Below are 26,398 nucleotides of genomic sequence, written 5' to 3'. Positions count from 1 at the left end.
CTTTCGTTAAGGTGTTTCACTTGAATAGCTAAATTAATTAGTACGTTAATATTATTGATAATTTCTAATTATCACTTCGTTAATCTTGCCCCGTCCTTCTTTTTTACTATTAATAAAACGGTGCATTTGCACTGTGTCAGTGTAGTAAATTTTATAGAGTTCTCGCATAAAAGGGGTATCTGAATTAGAATGCATTAAGAGACAATCGCTATTATCTAATTGTTTAAAAAGGTTAAAAAGCTGTTTTTGTTGTTCGTCTAAAAAGAGATGTTGATTATACGCGGTGAAATTTGAGGTTGTGCTGAGCGGGTAATAAGGGGGGTCAAAATAAATAAAATCGTTTTTTTTTGCTAATTGTGCGACATGTGAATAGTCTGCGTGCAAAACCGTTACGCCTATTAATGCTTGGTGAGCAGAGAGGAGTAATTCAGCGTCACAAATGGCAGGTTTTGCATAGTTACCCATAGGGACATTGTAAAAACCTTGTTTGTTGACGCGATAAAGTCCATTAAAACAGGTTTTATTGAGGTAAATAAAACGTGCAGCGCGCATTTCTGTTGTAAGGCTTGCAAATGTAGATTGTCGGTCTAATGCACGGATATCGCTGTAGAATTCGGCTGAATGTTGTTCTTGAAAGTGTTGTAATTGGGTTATCAGCGCGTCAGGATTTTGTTGTACGGTTTGATAAGCGTTAATTAACTCTGCGTTTTTATCAAAAAGATAAGTATTTTTTCCCGTCAAAACGCCGCGTTTACGCAATTCGAAAAACAACGCGCCTCCCCCGACAAAGGGTTCAAAATAATGATTGAAGTGTTGGGGTAATCTTTTTAAAAGCTCGTCAAGCAACCCTCTTTTTCCACCAACCCATTTAATAAATGGCTTAATGTGGCTAGCGGTCGCGCTGTGTTTGTTTGTCATGAAGGTGATGGAATCCACAGCAGACCTTGCAGGGCAAAAGCTAACAAGGTCTTAATACACGGTTTTTAGTCGTGTGGTGTTAAAAGTTGGGCGGGTTCATTCAGTGTTGCATCTGTATTTTCTGCGTGGAAAATAGCAACGGCTGGACGTGCTTGATTAGATGTGGCGATGGAATCTTTAGATTGGTTAGAACTCATCATCCACCATTGTCTAAGACGATTTTGTTGGCTTAGGCGTTGGTTGGTCAGTTGACGAGCGGGAGAATAGCGGTGTTTCACAGAATATTAACCTATTATCTTGAATAACTAATAAAAAAACCTGTCGTAATAACAGGTTTTATGTTGGCTTATTATAGTATGAGGATAGAAACAATGCATTCGTTATATCAACGTTGACAAGGGTACTTTGCTATCATTGATAAACAGAAGAAGAATAGTCGGTTAGTGCTAAAATGATAAGGATAATAATGCGGTTATTGAATAATGACGCATCATAAATCCTGATGAGTTTCGCACTACCACAAATTGAACTGACAGGGTATTAATGCTTACCAAGCGTCAGCAGGGGCGACTAAGCGTTCAACGACTTCATCACCAATGAGATGTTTTTCAAAAATTTCGCTAACATCATCAATAGTTACATTGCCATACATTACCCCTTCAGGATAAACCACAACGCTTGTGCCTAGATGGCAAGGGCCTAAACAGCTTGATTGGGCAATAGAAACCGTTGTGAATAAATTGCGGGCTTGCCATTGACGAAAAAACTCATCAATCACGGGCTTACAGCCACGCTCGGTGCAGGAACCGCGAGGATGTCCCGCAGGACGGCTTTGGGCGCAAACAAATACATGTTTTTGTGGTCTTGGCATAACAATTCTCCAAAAAATAAAAATAGCTCTGACGCTGAATCCTTCATTCAGTTGGCGTTATCGTTATAAACCCCCGTCACCTTTTTCTGATGAAGTCCTGCATAATGTTACGCAAAGCAGAAATTGATTACCACTGTTTTTATAAGTCAATCTTTTAGCGCAGTTATTAAAATAAAGATGATAAATAGGCTATTCCATCAAGGAGAAATACAAATATGCTGTTTTTGGGGGATTCTTTGTCTTTTAATCAACGTCGTTGGTTGATTTACAGTATTTTAGCCTTTGCCTATATGTTGGTTTTTTTTCAACGTATTGCACCTGCTGTTGTTGCCTCTGATTTAATGCAAACCTTTAATACAACAGGGGTTGCTTTGGGGTCACTGGCGGCGATGTATTATTACATTTATACCGCTATGCAGATTCCTTCTGGCGTATTGGCTGATACGTTAGGCACGCGGTTAACGGTGAGTATGGGCGGGCTGGTGGCGGGGCTTGGTTCTATTTTATTTGGACTTGCACCATCGTTTGAAATTGCAAGCATTGGACGGTTTTTAGTGGGGCTAGGCGTATCGGTTATTTTTATCGGGATGATGAAAAATAATAGTGTGTGGTTTAGTGAGCGATATTATGCAACGATTAGCGGTTTAACCTTATTTTTAGGGAATGTAGGCGCGATTTTAGGCGCGTATCCGCTGGCTTATGTGTTGAATTGGTTTTCATGGCGCATGGTATTTGTAGCAATTGGTGGGTTTTCTCTGTTATTAGCGTTTTTATCTTTAGTATGGATTCGCAATCGCCCACAAGATGCGGGCTTTTTATCCATTCGTGAGCAAGAAGGCAAGCTCCCTCATGCCGCTATTCAACGCCATTGGTTTGATGAATTGAAAAAAGTATTAGTCATTCGTGAATTATGGACAGGGTTTTGGATGCATTTGGGATTAACAGGGAGTTTTTTTGCATTTATCGGATTATGGGCAATTCCATTTTTAAGTCATGTTCATCATTTTTCGCGTGATGTTGCATCACATTACACGACAACCGCATTAATTGCATTTGCGCTAGTTGCTTTAGGTGGCGGATGGCTTTCTGACAAGATTAAACAACGTAAACCCCTCTTATTATTTGGTGGATTTTTATACTTATTCGTTTGGCTGTGTTTTTGGATATATCCGACAATAACAGGGCCTTATTTATATTTATTATTTTTACTACTGGGCATTTGTGCAGGCTGTTTTGTTTTAGTTTTCACGGTTGCAAAAGAGCTTGTTCCTCCTGCATTAGCAGGCATGGGAATTAGTTTGGTCAATACGGGTTTATTTTTAGGCGCGGCGATTACCCAACCCTTATTTGGCTGGTTGTTAGATTTCCAGTGGAATGGTGCGATGAATGGCGATGCCCGCATTTATACCATTGATAACTATCAAATAGCTATGTCGTTAATGTTAGGATTTGCAAGCATTGCGTTAATCAGTGCGATGAGAGTCGTAGAAACCTATCGGAAAATATAACGTTTATATGGTTGACATTGTTCTGTCACTGCTTGCCGTTACTATAACCCCGTGTGGTTTAGTCTTAGGCTAAATCGCTAATAGTAATTTTATTATATAGTTACAATTAGGCTATTACTTTTTAGGATATTGACAGAATGACATCAATTGTTAAAGGTATTGTTACCGCTGGTTTATTGTCTGTTAGTGCGACAGCAATGGCGATTCCAGACATCGGTTCGCGTGAATATAAGCTATTATTAAACCCCACGTTATTTAATGGCACCACGCCTGAAGTAGCGGTAACTGCATATTGGACGGATTTACGCGCACTGATTCAATCTAGCATTAACCGCAGTTATAGCGGTAATTTCACGGTGGATAAAGTTCGCACCGTGAAATTTTACGATACGCCAAATACGTGCCGATTACGTACTAATGACCTAATTTTTCGTGAACGGGTGGAAAATGGACAACGGGAAGTAACTTTAAAATACCGTTCCCCTGACCGTTACGTCGCTGGTTATCAAGACATGCACGGCAGTAGCAGCAGTGCAGAAACCAAGTTTGAAGAAGATATAGGCGCGCCATACGTTGTCAGTTATTCTCATTCCACCACACAAGGGATTAGTAGCAGTAAGAACTTGAATAATATGGATGACCCTATCGGTTTATTTCCCGGTATTAGCAGTTATCAATTTGACCCTAACGAAGCGATGGTATTAGTGGGGGGATTGAGCATTAGCGAGGTTGTTTATAGTGGTGCAACAGTGGACCTAGGGGCAAAAGTCGCTACGTTTGATTTAACCTTGTGGTATTTGTCTAGTGCTAGCACAACACCTGTTGCGGCAGAAATTTCTTATAAATACGCGGATGCAAACGGGGATTATTCACAAAATGTGGTGACACGGGCAAAAGTGTTATTTGAAGCGATGCAAACCATGACAACATGGCAAGCAACAAATGCAATGACAAAAACTAACTTTGTTTATACCTACAACCCAACCTTTTGTAATTAAATTTCTCGTCGTAACACGTCCTATATTTGCTGGTTCAAATAAATAAGAACCCATTATCTTGAAAGGATAACGGGTTCTGCGGTGACTAACCTTCAGGATTAACAACGAATTAAATGATTACTGACAAACGGTATAAACTTTTTTATACTGGTTTTTTTGCAACATATCTTGTACGTTTTGACCATATCCCGCATAAATAGCCGCACCACATAAAGCCGCCGCATTAATACCCGACAAAATATTAAGTGCGTGAGTGCTGGCTAATGTGCCACTAGAATACGCAGGAAAATCATCTGTGTAAGGAACCCAGCTTGTCTTATCGTGGACATACCAAACGTCTCCTACTTGTGCCGCAACATAAATACTGCCATAAGTTCCAACATCTTTACTTGGCACTTGCAATGTTCCCGTTAGGCTTAAACTGTTGGTTGTACCCGTCGCGCTGGTAGTCACATCAAACACATCACTAACTACACTATCAGGTAAGCCAGATAAACCGACGGATGCAACGCCAGCATATCCATCACTGGTTTTTTCTAAAGATAATAGTAAGTTGGAACTATCTCCATCCAAATAATGCATATCAGTTGCGTTGCGGGTGTCGCGTGTACCGCGCGTGTTATAAGGTGCGTTAGCATAAACAACATCCGTTACCGCATCATCAAAAAAGAGTTGCGTTGTAAAGTTATAAGTTGTGTTACCACTGGCATCAAAAACCCGCGCACGAACATGAATATGTGGCGTTCTACCACGATACCAGCCGGGATAAATGCTTTTAAACGTGACTAAACCACTGGCATCCGTTACTTGATAACCCCGTAAAAAGGTTTGTCCAACTGTGCTGGTTTGCCCATTCCCAGAAACATCAGAGTATTCGCCCGCTGCGTCCGCGTGCCATACGTCAATTTGCACATTTTGTGCGACTGAACAGCTACTAGAACTAGCGTTAATAACATTAATTGCCAAGGTAAAAGGTAAACCCTGCAAAACAGAGGCGCGTGTTGTATCTGTGGTTAAATCAGCACGATTTAAATGCTCATCAATCCAATAAGGACCTTCCGTTTTTGTTGGGGACAAGATACATAAAGAATTAATATCAGCCGCTTGCGATGCTGTCAGTAAATTGCGTAATCCATACCCCGTCAAGGGTAATGCCCCTAATACACCAAGAGTGCGTAACAGTGTACGACGGGTCAGGCTGGCTGATTCGGTTCTAAGTGCATCAAACATGATATATTCCTCACTATTACAGACGATTAGGGTAACTGTGGCAACATAAACTGTTTCTACCCTTGTTTGATACAAATAATGATGTACAAATGTGGGGAAAATTTGAGGAAAATGTGAAAGATTTTTGGTGATGCTAAACAGACAAGCAGGATGTTTGTTCTTGGTTTATATTTTTAATAAAATTAAATATTTATTTCTATTAAAAAATTGCATGATATAGCGACTATGCACGGCGGGCATTAAAATCTTTGGCAGTGTCCAATAAAAATCGATTAAAAGCTGAATTCAAGCAAGGATATTTTTTATGTCAAACCCGATAACGCCCAGCTATTTTCATAATGCTTACGAACGGTTTTTCTTTCTCCATGGGCATACTGATGATGAATTTTGTCCACCACAGCTAGGGATATATACCCTAGAAGAAATGCTGTTTTATCACCTACAACAACTAGAATATAAAAGAATTATTTTTTATAACGGACGACAAAAAATTTACTTTCATGATTTTCAATCGCGTCATGCCAGTAGTCCCCATGCCACCGCAGAAAAAACCGCAACACCCAATGCCCCTCGTCCCCGCCAACCCAGCAAACTATGCGCAGGACCCATTGGCTTGCAACGCTTACATACCCGCACCAGTGACGAGCAAGAACCCATATCAAACCCCGCATTACCCCCAATGAAACAAACAATTACTTACAGCTCCTTACAACTAGGACGCATGTCAGATACCGATGTAGTCGGTTTTATCTCCCACTGTATGCAAGAGGAACAACCAAAAACAGCTATTATTTTTACCGATGGCATTGATTTCATCGTCCATTTTGACGTAACCGCCCAGCGCACAATGGCGGCAATGCTCACCCGTTTCGGACAACTGCCCTCAACCAATCATAACCTGTGCCTTTTCATCCTGCCTGATACCAATCCACAAAATATCCGCATGGTTTTGGAACAAAACGAATGGCATTTTTTACTTAACCAATTCTTTGATAAAGATAATACCCCCTCAAAGCGCGTGATTTCGCTAGGCTCACCGCGCCAAGATGAAGTATTGAATTTACTCCACTATTGGCGACTAAAACGGCAACTATTCACCGATTGGCAACTGCTTCCTGCTGCTGTATTAGCCATTACGCGCCAACTTTGCACCAAAGGACAATCGTTAAAATCATTAAGTTATCAACTTTCTACTGCCGAAGATTTAAGCGCGAAAAGTTTAAAACAACTTGCCAAACAAACCGCACAAAAGCCCGCCATTGAACGGCTGCGGCAAATGCACGGACTAGAAATTGTGTTACAAAAAATGGAACGACTACTAGCCCGCGAGCAAGAACGCCTAAATACACAAGAAATTCATGAAGAAAGCAATCTTAAATCTGGTGTCACCCGACTCTTGCCCGTTGTCGCGCTATCTGAAAAAACGGCTATGTTACACGTTGTATTAAAAGGTAATCCCGGAACAGGAAAAACCACCGTTGCCTACCTCATTGCAGAAATTTACCGCGAAGCGGGTTTATTAGAACTGGGGCATGTTGTCAAAGCCTCACGAGAAGATTTAGTCGCAGGCTATGTTGGACAAACCGCCATTCAAACTGCGCAAAAAATCGCTGACGCGATGGGGGGAGTCTTATTTGTTGATGAAGCTTATCGGCTTGTAGAAGGGGGAGAACATGATTTTGGGCGAGAAGCCATTGAAACAATTATGGAAGCAATGTCTAACCATGTGGGTAAATTTGCCGTCATTATCGCGGGCTATCCACAACGAATAGAACAGTTTTTAAACACAAATCCCGGACTACGCCGACGTTTTGGAGAGGGCAATATGCTCACCATTCCCGACTATTCGCCCGAGACATTACAAACTATTTTTACTCAACAGGTTGCTCGAGAACATCGTTACTTAGCCCCTGAATTACAAGAAAAACTGCCGCTTTTATTTCATAACTGGTATCAAGCCCGCAATCCCGAAAATTTTGGCAATGCAGGTGATGTATTAAATTTTTACCAAATGTTAGACGAACAACGCATTATGCGTGTACGAACAGAAAATGATAAACAACAACGGTTTACCCTAAGCCTTGCCGATATTCCTGAGAATATGCGTGCTTATTTAGATGCACAAGATGGACATAATATTAAAACCTTACTGGCTGAACTTGATAAACTTATTGGACTACAACAAGTTAAACAAACTATACGGGGTTTAATCAACGCGATTAAAGTCCAACAACTGCGTGGAGAAGCTGCGCATATTGTCGCGGGACATTACGTATTTAGCGGTAATCCCGGCACTGGTAAGACCATGATGGCGCGATATATGGGACGTGTATTCAAAGCCTTAGGTATTTTAAAACAAGGGCAATTAATTGAAGCGACACGCGCCGATTTAGTTGGCTCTTATTTAGGCGAAACGGCGTTAAAAACTCGACGTGTGATTGAAAACAGTTTAGACGGGGTATTGTTTATCGATGAAGTTTATCAACTTATTGAAAGTAACGAAGACGAATTTGGCAAAGAGGCAGTACAAACCTTAGTTGCAGACATGGAAAATTATCGTCATCGTTTATGCGTTATTGTCGCAGGCTATCCTGAAAGCATTAAAACCTTTTTAAACAGCAACCCCGGTTTACCTTCCCGCTTTATAGGGCATGTATTTTTTGAAAATTATACCGCGACAGAAATGCTGGCAATTTTTCAAGCAATGGCAACAGAAAAACATTTAACGATTGCAACTGACTTATTAACGCAGTTACAAAATATATTTAAACAATGGCAAACCAATACGAGTGAAACTTTTGGTAATGCCCGCGATGTGCGGAATTTATTGGAGGATATGATAGTAAATCAAAACAATCGCTTAGTAGAAAATCACATTATGGATAAAACCTTATTGTATCAATTAGAGCGGGTAGATTTACCAGAAAAATAATAATTATATCAATAAATTACAAGCTATTATTTGTTTTTCATTCAGTGAGTTGAGTTTGATGCGCGGTGCGCTACAGTGCGAAAATACGCACCTAACGCACCCTACATTTGCCTAGGTCTTGCTTAACTCGGCAACTTCTAAGGTATTCTCTAACAAACTTGCAATTGTCATCGGCCCTACCCCACCGGGGACGGGTGTAATCCAACTGGCATGAGCTTGGCATGTGGCAAACGCAACATCGCCAACTAGTTTGCCATTGTCTAAACGGTTCATGCCAACATCAATCACAATAGCATCAGGTTTAATCCAATCCCCTTTTACCAATTCCGCCTGCCCAACAGCAACCACTAAAACATCTGCTTGGCGTGTTTGATTAATAAGGTCACGTGTACGACTGTGGCAAATGGTTACTGTGCAACGGGCGGCGAGCAGTTCTAATGCCATTGGACGACCAACAATATTAGATTGTCCAATGACAACAGCATGTAAACCCGCTAATTCTACGCCTGTTTTTGCCAATAGCGTCATTACGCCTTTAGGTGTGCAGGGGCGTAGCAGTGGCATTTTAAGTGCGAGTCGTCCAATGTTATAAGGATGGAAACCATCGACATCTTTATGCGGTGCAATGTGTTCAATAATAACATTTGGGTCTATATGGGCAGGTAATGGCAATTGAACAAGAATGCCATCAATATTTGAGTCAGCATTTAAGCTGTCTAAAATAGTTAGCAATTCTGTTTGTGTGGTCGTCGCAGGTAAATCGTAATCTTTGGTTACAAAGCCTAATTGTTCGCAGGCTTTACGCTTATTACGAACATAGACTAAAGAGGCGGGGTTTTGCCCTACTAAGACAACGGCCAAACCGGGGGCGCGCAGTCCTTGGGCTAAACGCTGTTGAACGCGCTGGGCAATGTGTTCGCGTAACTCAGCAGCTACGGCTTTACCATCAAGAATTTTTGCAGTCATTTTTTTAAGTTAGGGAACGAGGATTTTAATTGAAGGGTAAACAAGAAGTCATCAAAAACGCTATTCTGTGATTTTAGCATTGATTAGGACGTGAGAACCCATTTGAAAGCGTTAGACAGGCATTTACAAGGAGAAAATAAACAAAAATTGCTGATGAAATAAAATGGCTTGCGCTATTTATAGATTTATTCAATCGCTAACGTGATTGGACTTCAACACAAAATAAGCACGACCACACTATAATTTCTTTGGCACTCGCATCACATTTTCAGAATTAACCAAATTAAAAGATAACAGAATTTAAGTTTTATGATAACAATGGATAAACCGCTAAGTATTTAACAGGTATCACAGCAAATGCTAAACACGATGAAAACCGATAATAAAGAACAAACAACCATTTTACTTGTCGATGATATAGCGGAAAATCTCGCTTTATTATCTGAATGTTTTGAAGGTGCTGGCATGGAAATCATGGCAGCATTAACAGGTGAAGAAGCGTTAGAATTAGTGCGTTATATGAGTAAACCCGACATTATTATGTTAGATGTCATGATGCCCCGTATGGATGGTTTTGAAACGTGTCGCCAGTTAAAATCTTATGCTGAAACGGCTGATATTCCTGTTATTTTTATTACTGCGTTAGCGGATACAGAAAGTAAAGTCAAAAGTTTTGCAGTGGGTGCTGTTGATTATGTGTGTAAGCCTATTCAACGGGATGAGGTTTTATCGCGGGTTAATACACATCTGCATATCAGTCGGTTACAAAAGCAATTATTAGAAAAAAATAAACAGCTCCATCAACGTAATCAATTATTACATTTGTTTCGCAACACGGCGGCTAATGAATTATTTCCGCATTTACAACGGGTAACTGATACAGCGAAATATCTTGCCAGTCATAATCATGTTATTTCACCCGCTGAAATTTATGAAAATGCGGCTCAGATAGAAGATGCAGGGACGAAAATGATACGGGTGATTTTAGATAATTTGTTGAATGAGGATTTATTTCATTAGATTTCTAGGCGCAACAGGGACACCAGCAGTTTAAATAATTTTATTCATCTAAATCAATGTAATATTACTTATTTATGCCCGATGATAAGGATGATTTTGTAACATGCTCCATGCCCGATAAATCTGTTCAGCAACCACTATCCGTACTAAAGGATGTGGGAGGGTTAGGGCAGATAAAGACCAGCGTTGTTGCGCACGTTGTAGGCAAGCAGGCGCGAGTCCTTCAGGCGAACCAACAAGCAGGGCAACTGTTCGCGCTGTTTGCATCCAATGGGCAAGGTGTTCTGATAGTTGTGGGGTGTTCCATGCCTGCCCCCGTTCATCTAGGGCGACAACATGGGCTTGCGGTGCGATAGCTAACAGGGTTTTTTCGCCTTCTTCTCGTTGAAAACGGGCAATATCTGCGTTTTTACCCCGTTTTAATAAGGGAATTTCTATCAGTTGCAAGCTACAACTTGCGGGCAGACGTTTGGCATACTCTTGATAACCCACATTTACCCAATCGGGCATTTTTTGCCCTACGCAGATGAGTTGAATTTGCATCGGCGTTTAATGTGTTATCTGTTTATTGAATAAGCGGAAAAAATTTTCAGTTGTCACACTGGCAATTTTCACAAAGGATTCGCCTTTTAAATCAGCAATATGTTCAGCAACTTGTTTTACATAGGCGGGCTGGTTTAATTTGCCCCGAAAGGGTACGGGCGCAAGATAGGGCGCGTCGGTTTCAACTAACAGATAATCTAGGGGCATTTGGCGGGCAACGGCTTTTAAATCCATTGCCGTTTTAAACGTGACGATGCCCGAAAAAGAAATGTAAAAATTCATATCCATTGCTTGTCTTGCTGTTTCCCAATCTTCTACAAAACAGTGCATGATACCGCCAACTTCATGTGCTTTTTCTTCGCGCAAAATTTGCAATGTATCTGCTTTTGCTTCGCGACAGTGAATAATGAGGGGTTTACCTGTCGCTTTTGCGGCAGCAATGTGGGTACGAAAGCGTTGTTTTTGCCAGCTTAAATCGCCTTCACTGCGATAATAATCTAAGCCTGTTTCTCCAATAGCAATCACTTTAGGATGTTGGGCAAGTTGTATTAACCGCTCGACATCAGGTTCATTGTCGCGCGCGCTATTAGGATGAATCCCGACAGAGGCATAAACCGTTGCATGTTGTTCTGCAACTTGAATCACGGCAGGAATATTGTGTAAATCTACCGCGACACAAAGAAAATGGCTAACGCCCGCTTGTTGGGCGTTTGCAATTAAAACATCGGGCGATATTTTTTCAACTAAATCTAAATGGCAATGGGAGTCAACGAGCATTTTTTATTACATGGTATAAGTGGGTTTTTCAGACTTTAACATTCCGACTAAGGCTTGTTCAATCCGCTCACGGGTTTTGCCGTTGTCCATTTCGTTAAAATGCACACCGATACCCGCAGGACGACCGCCGGGTGAGCCTTTTGGATTAATCCATGCAACCTTACCTGCAACAGGGGTTGTGCCGTCATCATTTAATAAGGTGAGTTTTAAAAATACTTCTTCACCTAATTCATACTTTTTGTCTGTTGAAAAAAATAAACCGCCGCGCTTTAAGAAAGGTAAGTATGAGTTGTATAACATCATTTCATCTTTTACATGCAGTGTTAGCATGTTTTTTGCGCCAAGTGTAGGTTTTTTCATGCTTTTATCCTTTTATTGTGCCCAATAACGATAACCTTGTTTAACCGATTCAAACAAACTATTTTTCGCTTTCAACAACATTGCGTTTTGTCCTTCTGCACCGTCCCACGTGAGTATTAAATGCAATGTTTGTGGGGATTGAAACACGCTATAAACATGAAATCCACCGGGATCAAACTTGCAACCGTCATCAATACGCCAGCAACTAGACTGATTATAGTTGGCTAAATAATCTTGAAAAACCAATTCTGTCGGGCTGATATACACAATACTAGCTAACATCTCATTATTTTGCCGTTGAAATTCGGCAACGACAATTTGTCCATTTTTACCGACATTGGCTAAATGCCAGCATTGATTAATCGCCCGTTGCCGTTGTTGGGTTAGACGTTGGGTTACTGTGCGTTCACAGTTGGCATAGACTCCCATCATTAACGGCTGTTGTGTGCCTAACGCGGCTTTATCTGCATCTGTGAGGAGTAAACAGGTCGTATCCGCACGGGTATTGCCCTCAGCAATTAGAAATAAATCCCCGCGTTGATTATTAAAATTTTGGGCAGTGTCACGCAAACTATTACGATTATTACCGGGTTGTAGCTGTACATAACTAACGGATAATAAACGATTCCCTTCGCACAGTGCTGTCGTGATTTTTTCAGGCGCGCTTAGTTCGTCTAAGGTGAGTAAACGTGAACCGGTGGTATCAGCAAAGGCAAAGCCACTGTTTTCAAATGAGCTATTTAGCGTAGATGGGGTAGTTCCATTGGGGAAAATCCGATATTGCACACGACTATTGTCTGCAATAAACGCATCATTTTGTGCAAGTCCTTGACTAATTAATTGATTTCTTAAAGTAACCGCTTGGTTTTTATTTTGTGCGGTGATTGCAACAATATTTAAGTTATTAGTTCCCCAATAAACCCCCGCATCAAATCCCTTGCTGGTTAAACGTTGTGCATTATCTATGGCGTTAGTTTGGGATTGCATTGAATACAATATGACTAAAATATTAGGTAATTTAGCAGGTTCTATGGTTTTAGAGGTAACGGAGTTATTAATAGGTTCAACCGTAGTTTGCGCACTAGGGCTTAATTGGGTTTGAATTTGTTGGCGTAATTCATCTGCTTTTGCCAAAATATCGCCGCGATTATCAGCAACAACCACAACATTAACAATGCCTGCTTTGGTAAAACATCGAACTAAGGCTTTAAATCCGTAATTTTTTGCATCGCGGACACTGGCAAAAATAGTGGGGCTACCACTGGCTCGATTGATTTGTGCAAAGCCATTTTTTTGTAGTACGTTTTCCGCCACATTTAAACAGGTTTCCTCTGTAAATGTGAGGTCTTCTGCAACGCTAATGCTCATGTAAGGGGCAGCGGCATAACTGCTAAACGATGACAGCAATAATACCGTCAAACAAGCGATAATTTTCATTGTTTATCCCTGTTGTATCAATGATTCATTATTTAGACGGCAAACTATAGCATAGTGTTTGCGCGGGTTGAGGAGAAAATTTAACCATTGTAAAAATCCGCCGTATTTTATGCGTTTTATATAATATGAATAGATATTACAGCTAAATTATTTTTTATTTGTATGGGTTACATGTTTTCTTTCGCATACTGACCATAGAGTCTTGTATGATTTATGAACAATCATTGCGCAATGCAACATTTCATCCGACCACTATGCACACAGAACAGACTCATTCAAAGCAATATTTTCTTAAATTGACCATAGGCGCGCTGGGCGTGGTCTATGGCGATATTGGTACAAGTCCCTTATACGCACTCAAAGAATGTTTTTCTGCAACTAATGGTATCTCCGTAACACCAGATAATGTTTTCGGCATATTGTCGTTGATATTCTGGTCGCTTATGCTGGTTGTTTCTCTCAAATATGTCACTTTCATTATGCGTGCGGATAATAACGGCGAAGGGGGGATTCTCGCGCTAACCGCACTCACGCTACACTCCAGAAAAAAAGACCCACGTAAAGCATGGACTATGATTATTTTGGGCATGATAGGCGCGTCTTTATTTTATGGTGATGGAATTATTACCCCCGCCATCTCGGTCTTAAGTGCAGTAGAAGGCTTAGAAATTGCCAGCGATGCGTTAAAATCTTACGTTGTCCCCGTTACCATTGCTGTCCTTATTGTTCTTTTTGCTTTTCAACGCTTAGGAACAGCATCTGTTGGTGCATTTTTTGGCCCTATTATGTGCGTTTGGTTTAGCGTATTGGCTTTATTAGGGGTCATTTCTATCGCACAACACCCTAGTATTTTATTGGCTTTTTTACCGTTTTATGCAATTGAGTTTGTTGTTAATAATGGAATGCAGGCTTTTTTTATTCTAGGGTCTGTGGTGTTAGTAATGACGGGCGCGGAAGCCCTTTATGCAGATATGGGTCATTTTGGAAAAAAACCTATTCAAAAAGCATGGTTTTATTTTGTTTGTCCTGCGTTATTGTTAAATTATTTTGGACAAGGTGCGTTACTCATTACCAATCCACAAAGTGTAGTCAATCCGTTTTATCTGCTTGCACCCAGTTGGGCAACTTATCCTTTGGTTGCCTTAGCAACGTTGGCAACAGTGATTGCATCGCAAGCGGTTATTTCTGGCGTTTTTTCTCTCACGCGCCAAGCGATACAACTGGATATTTGTCCCCGAATGGAAATTGCCCACACGTCAGAGGCAGAAGTAGGACAAATTTACGTTCCACGAATTAATAGTTTATTACTCATTGCCATTATTATTTTGGTACTGGGGTTTGAATCTTCTTCTAATTTAGCGGCTGCTTATGGTATCGCCGTGACAGGCACAATGGTCATTACCACTCTCCTTGCTTTTATCGCCCTGCGTAAAATGTGGCACTGGAAACCGTGGTTAAGTATGACGGCAATTATCGTCTTTTTAGGCATAGACCTACTCTTTTTTACTGCCAATATTGTCAAAATTCCACAAGGCGGATGGTTTCCAATTATTGTGAGCATCGCCATTTTTGGGCTGATGTTCACATGGAAACAAGGACGCGCATTATTAGCCGAACGCCTAAAAGCGGAAACACTCCCCATTAAAGATTTTTTAAGTATGATAGACCCTCAAAATCCCTATGATAGTGGTGTGTTACGAGTACAAGGCACGGCTATTTTTATGGCGAGTCATCAATTGGGTATTCCGCCTGCACTACTGCATAACCTCAAACATAATAAAGTGATACATGAGCGGGTTGTATTATTGACGCTGGTTGTAGAAGATATTCCTTACATCAAAGACAGTGAACGAGTACGGGTACAAGCATTAGGACAAAATTTTTATCGAGTGGTTGCGCAATGCGGATTTAAAGAAATCCCAAATATGCAACATATTTTAGACCTTTGCCAACCTTACTGTTTATCCTTTGAAGAGTTAGACACCACCTTTTTCTTAGGACGCGAAACACTCATTCCCGCTCAGAAAACCACAAATTCATCATGGATTGCTTTAACAGGATGGCGACAACGTTTATTTATTCGGATGTTGCGGAATTCGCGCAGTGCGACTGATTTTTTTAAAATCCCCTCTAATCGCGTGATTGAAATTGGTACACAAATTCAACTGTAATCAGCAACTGTTTGATAAAAACTACTCTGCCCCAGCACGCACGATTGCCTGTAAAATGTGGTTAATTTCATCAACGACTAACTGTAATTTAGCTTGTGTGCTAGGAGGCAATTGCGGTGTGCTGATAATCACCGTTTGCTTATCTTGATAAATCGCAATCCGACAAGGCATCGCTAACAATAAATCGGGGTTTATGGTGAGTAATGTTTCAGCATATTGCAGATTACAAAAGTGAATAATGAGTGTTGCGGGAAAATCCGTTGTACCTCGTTCACGAATTGCCCTGCCTATATCATTACGTGCAGTAATCCGAAAATTTTGTGCTTCAATTGCATATTCAACATCTTGTACAACATCCGCAAATGGCTTTTGGGTGGATTGGCGAAAAAGTAACGCCTCCGCATAAACATTGCGAAGCGTTAGCGTACAACTGCAAAAGACGATGATGCTTAATAAATTTAACCCATTTTTCATGATGTTTATGTTGGTCATTATTTAATATCTTATGAAAATCATACGGTATCATCGTTTTGATTTAAAAAATTCCCGCTTAAAAATACAAAACCCCTACTGAATAATTGTAGGGGTTTAATGTAAACAAGGGGTAACCTAGTGTTTTTTCTAACCAGATACCACCGCTTTGAGCAATAGCATCACGCCTTATTTAACCCCTCTACCCGTTTCGCGTTCTGGTAATACCTTGCCGTCAGATGTTGTGTTTAACATCTCTTTTAAATTCACTAATCCTGCTGAATACACACCCTCTACCGCCTTCTTTGCATCTTCAGCCGTTGCCGTTGGTAGTGGTAAAAAACTGCCTTCCCATGTTACTAATGATTTATCTTTTTCCGCCGCACTGACTGACAATGTAGCCGTGTAGTTTTTAACGGGTAGAATGGCGGGTTCAGTCTTCGTAAGCGTGTAACTATACGTCATTGCAACAGGGTCTTGACTGATGAGCTGTTCTATCAGCACGGGAGCATTGGGTGCGTTTAACGTCAACACGCGCGAGGTAATTCCACCAGCAGTCGCATCGCCACTGATATCTAATTTACTATTTGCAACAGCAGGATGCCATTTTGGCAAATCATTAAATCCGCCAATAACCGCCCACACTTTCTCAGGCGTACCACGAACCATCATTTCTGATTTAACCGTCAACATACCAACTGTTTCCGCAGCAAAGCTTATTGTGCTATTCACACCTAAAACCGCAACGCCTAATAAGGCTAACCATTTTTTCATGTCATACTCCTCGCTTTTTTAAATGATGGGGAATGTCGCTCGCTCACCGCTTTTATGAAGGCAACACATCTATTTCTATCTGCCCTACGGCTATTCGTGCTTGCACAGCAGGCAAACTTAAAATTTTTTCCTATAGGCTCGCTCTACTGCATCTAGTTGTACCGCATAACCATAAAAACGTAAAGCGATAGTAAGCATAGGTTATGTGAGATGGCTTTTTTCGCACCATAACACATCATTATTAGATTTAAACAACGGTATAAAAAGAGAATGGATAACACCATTTGAAGCAAGTATCCGTGTCATCTCGTCAAAATTGATACCATAAAGAAGTCCGCTATTAAAGCTTAATATGTCCTCAATTTCTGGTAAATTCCAAATTTTGTTAGAATTCCCTTAAATAAAATCCGTTTTTTAAAGAAACACTATAAATTTTGATGATACCTTTCGCTTTTTCTATCGTATTTTTCAATAAAGCCCATCAGTTTTTTGTCTTATGAATCCTTAAGCCCATACAGATAATTTAAATAATTACAATAATATGAACAATTACACTTACTGAGAATCATAATTTTTGCTTATTCTTTACTATAAATTATTTTATCGCATAAATTTGTAAAATTAATGCGTGGTTTGCTATATTTGTAAATGGATTCTTTATGAAGATTCTTACTGAGGATAGCATGACAACCACCAATCAAGAACAAATTATTACAATAATAAATGAGTTAAAACATCAGGATGGGGCTTTGTTACCTGTTTTACACAAAATTCAGGATACACTAGGCTATGTTCCGCCCGAAGCCATCCCACTCATTGCCAGTGAATTGAATTTATCGCGTGCAGATGTGCATGGCGTGATTAGTTTTTATCATTACTTCCGCGATACCCCCGCAGGAAAACATACAATTCATGTTTGCCGTGCGGAGTCCTGTCAGGCCATGAATTCAACGGCTTTAGAGCAACATATCAAGCAAACCTTAAATCTGGATTATCACCAAACCAGCACAGACCAACGGTATAGCCTAGAACCTGTGTATTGTTTGGGGAATTGTGCTTGCTCGCCTGCAATTATGATTAATCAGGAAGTTTACGGACGGGTAACGCCTGAGCGGTTTGATGAGATTTTACAAGAATTATAAGGGGATGGTATGACGATTAAAGTATTTGTGCCGTGTGATTCTAGTGCGTTGTCGTTAGGCGCGGAACAGGTCGCGCAGGCTATTTTAGCCGAAGCACAACGGCGGAATGAAGATATTCAACTCATTCGTAACGGTTCACGTGGCATGTTTTGGTTAGAACCCTTAGTTGAGGTTAAAACCACGTTAGGACGTGTTGCCTACGGCGCGGTGCAGGTAAAAGATGTGCCATCACTGTTCGATGCAAATTTTTTACACGGCGCACCCCATCGTTTGTCACTAGGACGAACAAAAGAAATTCCCTTTTTGAAAAAGCAAGAACGGCTAACTTTTGCACGGGTTGGGATTACCGACCCTGTGGATGTGGCTGATTATATTGACCATGCAGGTTTTCGCGGTTTAGAGCGCGCGTTGCAGATGTCGGGGCATGACATTGTTGAAGAAGTGATACATTCAGGTTTACGCGGTCGCGGTGGTGCAGCATTTCCAACGGGGGTTAAATGGAAAACCGTTTTACACGCAAAAGCCGAACAAAAATATATTGTGTGTAATGCTGATGAAGGCGATTCGGGTACATTTTCCGACAGAATGATTATGGAAGGTGACCCATTCGTGCTGATTGAAGGCATGACAATTGTCGGCTTAGCCGTTGGTGCAACTAAAGGCTATATTTATCTGCGGGTTGAATATCCTCATGCAAATAGAATGTTACAAACCGCTATCCAACGTGCTTATGCAGCGGGTTATTTAGGGGAAAATATTCGCGGGAGTGGTAAAACGTTTCATTTGGAAGTTCGTATCGGTGCGGGTGCGTACATTTGCGGGGAAGAAACCGCTTTAATGGAAAGCATCGAAGGCAAGCGTGGAATGGTACGTTTTAAACCACCCTTGCCCGCTATTAAAGGCTTATTTGGACAACCTACCGTTGTAAATAACGTTATTTCCCTTGCTTCTGTACCGATTATTTTGGACAAAGGCGGGGCATTTTATCGAGATTTTGGGATGGGACGTTCTCATGGCACATTACCGATTCAATTAGCAGGTAATTTACAACAAACAGGCTTGGTTGAAAAAGCGTTTGGCGTGACTTTACGCGAAATTCTATACGATTTTGGTGGGGGTTCTGCATCAGGTCGTCCGATTCGTGCTGTACAAGTTGGCGGACCATTAGGGGCTTATTTGCCCGAATCTTTATTCGATACGCCGTTAGATTATGAAGCCTTCAGCGCAGTTCAAGCCGTTTTAGGACACGGTGGCGTGGTGGCATTTGATGACACGGTTAATATGGCAGCGATGGCTCGCTATGCAATGGAATTCTGCGCCATAGAATCCTGTGGGAAATGTACACCGTGTCGTATTGGGTCGACGCGCGGTGTAGAAATTTTAGATAAGGTTATGCACCATGAGGATCATACGCAACAAATCGCCCTACTCCGCGATTTATGCGACACCTTATTAAATACCACACTGTGTGCGTTAGGTGGCATGACACCTTTTCCTGTATTAAGTGCGTTAAACCATTTTCCTGAAGATTTTGGTGCGCAACAACTTGATAAACAGGCTGCTTAAAGAGAGTTTACCATGTCCACATTGAATGAAAAAGATTTTGGCACCCCAGCCAGTACAGCCCATAAGCTCATCAGCTTAGAAATTGATGGGTTTAAAGTAACCGTGCCAGAAGGCACCTCGGTTATGCGAGCAGCGGCAAGTATCGGCATTGAAATTCCGCGTTTATGTGCAACAGACAGCCTTGAGCCATTTGGCTCATGTCGGTTATGTGTCGTACAAATTGAAGGGGCGCGTGGTTATCCTGCCTCATGTACAACCCCCGTGCATCAAGATATGAAAGTCGTTACCCAAAATGAAAAACTGGGAAGTTTACGACGCAATGTGATGGAATTATACATTTCTGACCATCCATTAGATTGTTTAACCTGTTCTGCGAATGGGAATTGTGAATTACAAGACATGGCGGGCAAGGTCGGTTTGCGTGAAGTCCGCTATGGTTATGCAGGGGAAAATCATCTACATTCGCTAAAAGATACCAGTAATCCATATTTTAGCTTTGACCCCAGCAAGTGCATTGTCTGCTCACGGTGTGTGCGCGCCTGTCAGGAAGTACAAGGTACATTTGCCCTAACGATTTCAGGACGTGGCTTTGATTCTGTTGTATCGCCCAGTCAGCAAGAGAGCTTTTTAGCGTCCGAATGTGTGTCTTGTGGCGCGTGTGTCCAAGCTTGTCCAACAGCAACACTCATGGAAAAATCCGTGCTTGCTAAAGGTCAGCCTGAACATGGTATCGTTACAACCTGCGCTTATTGCGGGGTTGGTTGCTCCTTTACCGCTGAAATGAAAGGCAGCGAAGTGATTCGCATGGTGCCAACCAAATCGGGCAAGGCAAATCATGGGCATTCTTGTGTCAAAGGACGATTTGCCTTTGGCTATGCGACACATCCAGACCGCATTAAAAAACCCATGATACGCGAGAAAATCAGCGACCCATGGCGTGAAGTCAGTTGGGATGAAGCCGTTACCTTCGCAGCAGGACGTTTTAAAGCCTTACAAAGCAAATACGGACGTTATTCCATAGGCGGAATTACCTCCTCGCGTTGTACCAATGAAGAAACCTATCTAGTACAAAAACTTATTCGCGCAGCATTTGGTAATAACAATGTCGACACTTGTGCGCGTGTGTGTCATTCCCCCACGGGTTACGGTTTAAAACGTACATTGGGTGAGTCAGCAGGCACACAAGACTTTGATTCTGTGATGCAATCAGATGTCATCATGGTCATCGGTGCTAATCCTACCGATGGACATCCTGTTTTTGGTTCATTAATGCGTAAACGCCTACGCCAAGGGGCGAAACTCATCGTTGTTGACCCCCGTCGCATCGATTTAATCAAATCTCCCCATGTACAAGCCGATTACCATTTGCAATTACAACCGGGAACAAACGTTGCGTTGCTTAATGCCTTAGCGTATGTCATTGTTACCGAAGGCTTAGCAAATGAACATTTTATCGACAAACGGTGTGATTTACATGCTTACGCAAAGTGGAAAACCTTCATCAGCCACCACCGCCACGCACCCGAAGCGGTAGAAAAAGCCATCGGTGTTCCCGCAGAAACTATCCGCAGTGCCGCTAGACTATACGCAACGGGCGGTAATGCCGCGATTTATTACGGTTTAGGCGTAACAGAACACAGTCAAGGTTCAACAACCGTCATGGGCATTGCCAATCTTGCCATGTTGACAGGGAATATTGGACGCGAAGGCGTAGGCGTAAACCCTTTACGCGGACAAAACAACGTGCAAGGCTCTTGCGACATGGGTTCATTCCCGCATGAGTTTCCCGGTTATCGTAGCGTTGCCGACCATGCCACTCGTGAACTATTCGAACAAGCATGGGGGGTAAGTCTTGAAGCAGAACCCGGATTACGTATTCCTAACATGTTTTCTGCCGCGTTAGATGGCAGTTTTAAAGGCTTGTATGTAGAAGGTGAAGATATTGCCCAATCTGACCCTGATATTCAACATGTTCACGCGGCACTGTCAGCGATGGAATGCGTGGTGGTGCAAGACTTATTTTTAAACGAAACCGCCAAATTTGCCCATGTGTTTTTCCCCGGCTCTTCCTTCCTAGAAAAAAATGGCACTTTCACCAACGCAGAACGGCGTATTTCCCCCGTGCGTAAAGTTATGCCGCCACTCGCGGGTAAAGAAGATTGGGAAGTTACCCAATTATTAGCCAATGCACTGGGTTATCCAATGAACTACAGCCATCCATCGGAAATCATGGATGAAATTGCACGTTTAACGCCTACCTTTACAGGCGTAAGCTACGCTAAATTAGAAGAAATGGGGAGTATTCAATGGCCCTGCAATGCTGATGCGCCAGATGGCACACCCCTAATGCACACCAAACACTTTGTGCGTGGTCAAGGCTTATTTGTCCTGACGGAATACGTACCAACGCCTGAACGGACAACCGCAAAATACCCGCTTATTCTCACCACAGGACGGATTTTGTCCCAATATAATGTTGGCGCGCAAACTCGCCGCACTGAAAATGTAGCATGGCACGATGAAGATAGATTAGAAATTCATCCCAGCGATGCAGAATTACGCGGCATTAAAGCGGGGGATTGGGTTGGAATTAAGAGCCGTGCGGGAGAAACCGTATTGCGGGCGTTAATCAGCGAGCGGATGCAACCCGGTGTTGTTTATACAACTTTTCATTTCCCCCAATCGGGTGCGAATGTTATCACAACGGATAATTCCGACTGGGCAACCAACTGCCCTGAATACAAAGTGACCGCAGTACAAGTCATGCCCGTTTCTGTCAGCCAACGTTCCGCATGGCAACAGCAATATGAATCTTTCAGCGAAGAACAATTGCAGTTGTTAGAACAACGCGTCACCATGTAGTCGCATAAAGACCGTTATCTGAACCAGAATTAGCAGAATTTTAAAAACACTGTATTGTCTTTAGATTCTGAATATTCTGTTAATCCTGAACATGCTGATTCAGATAGATTTTTAAAATTGTCTGAATCCGCATTCACCCAATTTCCAGAATTAATAAGATTAATTAATAATTCTATTAACCTAATTTAAACAGCTTGTTAAATCAGAATTAGCTGATGGTTAAAAATATTATTTTTTATCTTTAAATCCTAGAAATTCTATTAATCCTGAAAATCCTGATTCAGACCATTTTTATGCAATCCTATACCCTACATCCCGTTGACCGTTGGCGCGAGAAACAACACGATACATTAAGCGATACAATTGCCGAAGAAACACCGATTGCATTTTTTTACAATGGCTCGCCTTATGTCGTCATGTTAGCAACCCCGCAAGATTTGGCCGATTTCGCGCTGGGTTTTAGCCTCAGCGAGCGGATTATTTATCAAGCCGAAGAACTTAAAGATTTATATCTTTTACCGCAAACTGATGGCATTGAAATACATGTAGAAATACCCCAAGCACGCTATGCCGAATTAACAGATAAACAACGTAATTTAACCGCCAATACAAGCTGTGGACTATGTGGCACTAAAACGCTACTCCAAGTCATTCGTCACCCCGCGCCGATTGGAATAGGTTGCACAATCACCGATACAAATTTACAAATTGCCTTAAATCAGTTAAAACAACATCAACCGCTTAATTTACTCACCGGTGCGATTCATGCCGCCGCGTGGGTTAGCGTTACAGGCGACATTTTACTGCTAAAAGAAGATGTAGGCAGGCATAACGCGCTGGATAAATTAATTGGTGCAATAATCAAAAATCAGATTGATATTAATCAAGGTTTTTTATTAATTACCAGTCGCGCCAGCTATGAAATGGTACAAAAAGCGGCCATGGTTGGCATGAGCATCATTGTGGCGATTTCTGCCCCTACCGCACTCGCTGTTCGTTTAGCGGAAGAAAGCCAAATAACTTTAATTGGTTTTGCGCGGGGAACAAACCATATTATTTACACCCATGCACAACGACTAATACATACAACAACGGAGGAGAACTATGCAAACGGATAACTTGATCAAAATGGCAAATAATATCGGTGATTTTTTCAGTGCTGAACCTGAGCGGGAACACGCTATTTTAGGCATTGCTGACCATATTCAAAAATCATGGGAATTACGAATGCGCCAAAAAATTATTGAACATTATAAAAATGGCGGAGAAGGACTAAACGAGTTAGTTAAAGAAGCCATCGGACGGTTGTAGCGTCTTGTAAAACAAAAAACCCTGTTTTGATTAACTAAAACAGGGTTAGTATAAAACCACTATAACAAATAAATTTTAATATTCAGCAAGTTGATAAATCTCTAATTCTGCCCCGCCAAATACAACCACGTAGAAACCACTGTGTCAGGATTTAACGACACACTTTCAATGCCCTCATCCATTAACCAACGGGCTAAATCAGGGTGGTCTGAAGGGCCTTGTCCACAAATACCAACATATTTACCCGCCTTACGACAAGCCTGAATAGCTAGATGCAACAAAGCCTTAACCGCAGGATTACGCTCGTCAAACAAATGCGCGATTAAACCAGAATCACGGTCTAGTCCTAAGGTCAATTGCGTCATGTCATTTGAACCGATGGAAAAACCATCAAAATATTGCAAGAAATCATCGGCTAATAAAGCGTTAGAAGGTAATTCACACATCATAATCAAGCGTAAACCATTCTTACCCCGTTCTAACCCATTTTTCGCCAAAATGTCCACAACCTTCCGCGCCCCTTCAACAGTACGGACAAAAGGAATCATCAGCTCAACGTTGGTTAATCCCATTTCATCACGCACTTTCCGCATCGCCCGACATTCTAATTCAAAACAATCTTGAAAAGACTCAGCAATATAACGAGAAGCCCCACGGAAGCCAATCATCGGATTTTCTTCATGCGGTTCATAATGTTCACCGCCGATGAGATTAGCGTATTCATTTGATTTAAAATCAGATAAACGCACAATAACGGGTTGGGGGTAAAACGCGGCGGCTAAGGTTGATACGCCTTCGGCTAATTTTTCCACGTAGAAACTAACGGGGTCGGCATATCCACCAATGCGTTCTCTAACGACTTTTTTAAGGTCTTCAGGTTGTTGGTCAAAGTTTAACAATACTTTAGGATGTATCCCTATCATATTATTGATAATAAACTCTAAACGCGCTAAACCAACGCCTGCATTAGGAATTTGGGCAAAATCAAACGCACGATCAGGATTACCAACGTTCATCATAATTTTGAACGGTAATTTAGGCATCACAGCCGTATCAGAGCGTTTTACTTCAAAGGCTAACAGCCCCGCATAAATTAAGCCTGTATCTCCTTCTGCGCATGATACAGTCACTTCTTGCCCATCTTTTAAAATTTGGGTCGCATCGCCACAACCGACTACCGCAGGAATACCCAATTCACGCGCAATAATGGCTGCATGACAAGTCCGACCACCGCGATTAGTCACAATTGCCGCTGCACGCTTCATCACAGGTTCCCAATCGGGGTCTGTCATATCGGTAACTAATACGTCACCTGTTTGCACTTGCGACATTTCTTTAACGTTTTTAATCACACGGACTTTACCCGCGCCAATTTTTTGCCCAATACTGCGACCTGTGACTAATACATTACTTGTTTGTTTTAGTTCATAACGCTCTAAAACATTGCTCTTAACTTGGCGACTTTTTACCGTTTCTGGACGGGCTTGCACAATATAGACTTTGCCATCTTGTCCATCTTTTGCCCATTCAATATCCATGTGACGTTGATAATGCTTTTCAATGATTAAGGCTTGACGCGCCAGCTCTTCTACTTCCGCATCCGTTAGAGAAAAAGTAAAACGTTGGGTTTCATCCACATCAACGGTTTTTGTCGCTTTACCGTAACCCTTTTCATCGCTATAAATCATCTTAATCAATTTACTACCGCGATTGCGACGTAAAATAGCAGGTTTATTCGCCTGTAAAGTAGATTTATGTACATAAAATTCATCAGGATTCACCGCACCTTGCACAACGGTTTCACCTAAACCATAAGCGGATGTAATAAAGACAACATCAGGAAAACCTGATTCTGTATCTAAGGTAAACATCACACCGCTTGCGCCGATGTCGCTGCGCACCATGCGCTGAATCCCTGCGGATAAAGCAACATCACTATGCGCAAAGCCCTGATGTACCCGATAAGCAATGGCACGGTCATTAAATAAAGAAGCAAAAACGTGTTTAACCGCGAGTAACACATCCGCTAAGCCACGCACATTTAAAAAGGTTTCCTGTTGTCCCGCAAAGGATGCGTCGGGTAAATCTTCAGCAGTCGCAGAGGAGCGCACAGCAACGGAAATTTCACCACCTGCATCAGCAACCATTTGATGATAAGCGGTTGTAATTGCTTCTTCTAATGGTTTAGTTAATGGGGTATCTATCACCTGCTGACGAATTTCTGCACCCACTTTAGCGAGTGTATCAACATCATCAATATTCAGATTTTGTAACCGTTCATTAATCTGTTGACGCAAGCCGCTTTGTTCTAAAAAATCAACAAACGCCGTCGCCGTTGTGGCAAAACCACCCGGCACCCGCACGCCGAGTTTTGCGAGATGTTTAACCATTTCACCAAGAGAGGCATTTTTGCCACCAACTCGATTAACATCGTGCATACCTAACGATTCAAACCCGATAACGTACTCTTGCACTTGCACTGCTGAACTCCCTCTGCAACCAGCCGTTGCGAATAATGTAGAAAAAAAACGATAAGTTTAT

At 41.7% G+C, this 26,398-nt stretch carries 22 protein-coding genes; 10 read left to right on the top strand and 12 right to left on the bottom strand.

All coding sequences use genetic code 11. The annotated features are described in order from the left end of the window. Window positions 1–51 precede the first annotated feature (51 nt). From AL038_RS10745 to AL038_RS10735, 3 genes are all read right to left on the bottom strand, one after another. Complete coding sequence (locus tag AL038_RS10745) at window positions 52–918, bottom strand: DNA adenine methylase (RefSeq protein ID WP_062152675.1); 867 nt, start codon at window positions 916–918, stop codon at window positions 52–54. A gap of 65 nt (window positions 919–983) precedes the next feature. Then, complete coding sequence (locus AL038_RS10740) at window positions 984–1,196, bottom strand: hypothetical protein (protein ID WP_062152665.1); 213 nt, start codon at window positions 1,194–1,196, stop codon at window positions 984–986. Between the two features lie 269 nt (window positions 1,197–1,465). Beyond that, window positions 1,466–1,789, bottom strand: coding sequence for a (2Fe-2S) ferredoxin domain-containing protein (locus AL038_RS10735; protein WP_062152663.1), 324 nt, complete (start codon window positions 1,787–1,789; stop codon window positions 1,466–1,468). Between the two features lie 215 nt (window positions 1,790–2,004). On the opposite strand from AL038_RS10735, the gene AL038_RS10730 reads away from it, so the two are divergent. Continuing rightward, on the top strand, window positions 2,005–3,297 hold the full coding sequence (locus tag AL038_RS10730) for an MFS transporter (protein WP_062152661.1): 1,293 nt from the start codon (window positions 2,005–2,007) through the stop codon (window positions 3,295–3,297). A 137-nt stretch (window positions 3,298–3,434) separates the two neighbouring features. After that, window positions 3,435–4,295, top strand: coding sequence for a hypothetical protein (locus tag AL038_RS10725; protein WP_062152659.1), 861 nt, complete (start codon window positions 3,435–3,437; stop codon window positions 4,293–4,295). Between the two features lie 117 nt (window positions 4,296–4,412). Here AL038_RS10725 and AL038_RS10720 read toward each other — a convergent pair whose 3' ends face one another. After that, window positions 4,413–5,525 carry a dioxygenase family protein gene (locus AL038_RS10720; protein WP_062152657.1) on the bottom strand — a complete coding sequence of 371 codons (1,113 nt, stop codon included), beginning with the start codon at window positions 5,523–5,525 and terminating at the stop codon, window positions 4,413–4,415. Between the two features lie 304 nt (window positions 5,526–5,829). Here AL038_RS10720 and AL038_RS10715 point away from each other — a divergent pair, with 304 nt between their 5' ends. Continuing rightward, complete coding sequence (locus AL038_RS10715) at window positions 5,830–8,457, top strand: AAA family ATPase (protein WP_062152656.1); 2,628 nt, start codon at window positions 5,830–5,832, stop codon at window positions 8,455–8,457. A 111-nt stretch (window positions 8,458–8,568) separates the two neighbouring features. Here the strand turns inward: AL038_RS10715 and folD are convergent, their stop codons facing one another. Continuing rightward, window positions 8,569–9,423, bottom strand: coding sequence for a bifunctional methylenetetrahydrofolate dehydrogenase/methenyltetrahydrofolate cyclohydrolase FolD (gene folD, locus AL038_RS10710; RefSeq protein WP_062152654.1), 855 nt, complete (start codon window positions 9,421–9,423; stop codon window positions 8,569–8,571). Window positions 9,424–9,780: 357 nt separating this feature from the next. Here folD and AL038_RS10705 point away from each other — a divergent pair, with 357 nt between their 5' ends. Continuing rightward, entirely contained in the window at window positions 9,781–10,443 is a 663-nt protein-coding gene (locus AL038_RS10705; protein ID WP_083991499.1) for a response regulator, read from the top strand. 72 nt (window positions 10,444–10,515) lie between these two features. Here AL038_RS10705 and rlmH read toward each other — a convergent pair whose 3' ends face one another. The 4 genes from rlmH to AL038_RS10685 are packed head-to-tail and all read right to left on the bottom strand — an operon-like array spanning window position 10,516 to window position 13,560. Beyond that, window positions 10,516–10,986 (bottom strand): 23S rRNA (pseudouridine(1915)-N(3))-methyltransferase RlmH, encoded by a 471-nt coding sequence (gene rlmH, locus AL038_RS10700; protein WP_062152650.1) that lies wholly within the window; start codon window positions 10,984–10,986, stop codon window positions 10,516–10,518. A 6-nt stretch (window positions 10,987–10,992) separates the two neighbouring features. Then, the gene (locus tag AL038_RS10695) at window positions 10,993–11,763 is read right to left on the bottom strand and encodes a TatD family hydrolase (RefSeq protein ID WP_062152648.1); all 771 of its coding nucleotides are present in this window, start codon (window positions 11,761–11,763) and stop codon (window positions 10,993–10,995) included. A 6-nt stretch (window positions 11,764–11,769) separates the two neighbouring features. Further along, window positions 11,770–12,123, bottom strand: coding sequence for a PilZ domain-containing protein (locus AL038_RS10690; protein ID WP_062152646.1), 354 nt, complete (start codon window positions 12,121–12,123; stop codon window positions 11,770–11,772). A 12-nt stretch (window positions 12,124–12,135) separates the two neighbouring features. Next, complete coding sequence (locus tag AL038_RS10685; protein WP_062152644.1) at window positions 12,136–13,560, bottom strand: hypothetical protein; 1,425 nt, start codon at window positions 13,558–13,560, stop codon at window positions 12,136–12,138. Between the two features lie 206 nt (window positions 13,561–13,766). On the opposite strand from AL038_RS10685, the gene AL038_RS10680 reads away from it, so the two are divergent. Next, window positions 13,767–15,731 carry a potassium transporter Kup gene (locus AL038_RS10680; protein ID WP_201800077.1) on the top strand — a complete coding sequence of 655 codons (1,965 nt, stop codon included), beginning with the start codon at window positions 13,767–13,769 and terminating at the stop codon, window positions 15,729–15,731. A gap of 21 nt (window positions 15,732–15,752) precedes the next feature. Here AL038_RS10680 and AL038_RS10675 read toward each other — a convergent pair whose 3' ends face one another. Next, window positions 15,753–16,223 carry a DUF302 domain-containing protein gene (locus AL038_RS10675; RefSeq protein WP_062152642.1) on the bottom strand — a complete coding sequence of 157 codons (471 nt, stop codon included), beginning with the start codon at window positions 16,221–16,223 and terminating at the stop codon, window positions 15,753–15,755. A 168-nt stretch (window positions 16,224–16,391) separates the two neighbouring features. Further along, a complete protein-coding gene (locus AL038_RS10670) occupies window positions 16,392–16,976 on the bottom strand; it encodes an SRPBCC family protein (protein ID WP_062152640.1) in 585 nt (194 codons plus the stop codon). Between the two features lie 659 nt (window positions 16,977–17,635). Here AL038_RS10670 and AL038_RS10665 point away from each other — a divergent pair. The 5 genes from AL038_RS10665 (at window position 17,636) to AL038_RS10645 (ending at window position 23,857) form a co-directional block, all read left to right on the top strand. Next, window positions 17,636–18,118 (top strand): formate dehydrogenase subunit gamma, encoded by a 483-nt coding sequence (locus AL038_RS10665; RefSeq protein WP_236839373.1) that lies wholly within the window; start codon window positions 17,636–17,638, stop codon window positions 18,116–18,118. Between the two features lie 9 nt (window positions 18,119–18,127). Then, a complete protein-coding gene (locus AL038_RS10660; RefSeq protein ID WP_062152636.1) occupies window positions 18,128–19,684 on the top strand; it encodes a formate dehydrogenase beta subunit in 1,557 nt (518 codons plus the stop codon). Between the two features lie 12 nt (window positions 19,685–19,696). Beyond that, window positions 19,697–22,546, top strand: coding sequence for a formate dehydrogenase subunit alpha (fdhF, locus tag AL038_RS10655; protein WP_062152634.1), 2,850 nt, complete (start codon window positions 19,697–19,699; stop codon window positions 22,544–22,546). A gap of 293 nt (window positions 22,547–22,839) precedes the next feature. Further along, entirely contained in the window at window positions 22,840–23,664 is an 825-nt protein-coding gene (fdhD, locus tag AL038_RS10650) for a formate dehydrogenase accessory sulfurtransferase FdhD (protein WP_066246129.1), read from the top strand. Then, entirely contained in the window at window positions 23,651–23,857 is a 207-nt protein-coding gene (locus tag AL038_RS10645) for a formate dehydrogenase subunit delta (RefSeq protein ID WP_062152631.1), read from the top strand. The genes fdhD and AL038_RS10645 overlap by 14 nt, the downstream gene beginning before the upstream one ends. Before the next feature lie 101 nt (window positions 23,858–23,958). Here the strand turns inward: AL038_RS10645 and ppsA are convergent, their stop codons facing one another. After that, window positions 23,959–26,331 (bottom strand): phosphoenolpyruvate synthase, encoded by a 2,373-nt coding sequence (ppsA, locus tag AL038_RS10640; RefSeq protein WP_062155472.1) that lies wholly within the window; start codon window positions 26,329–26,331, stop codon window positions 23,959–23,961. Between the last annotated feature and the right edge of the window lie 67 nt (window positions 26,332–26,398).

It is taken from the genome of Beggiatoa leptomitoformis, assembly GCF_001305575.3.
Taxonomy (GTDB): domain Bacteria; phylum Pseudomonadota; class Gammaproteobacteria; order Beggiatoales; family Beggiatoaceae; genus Beggiatoa; species Beggiatoa leptomitoformis.
Note: the sequence above shows the minus strand (reverse complement) of the source record. Positions and strands in the feature narration are given on the sequence as shown.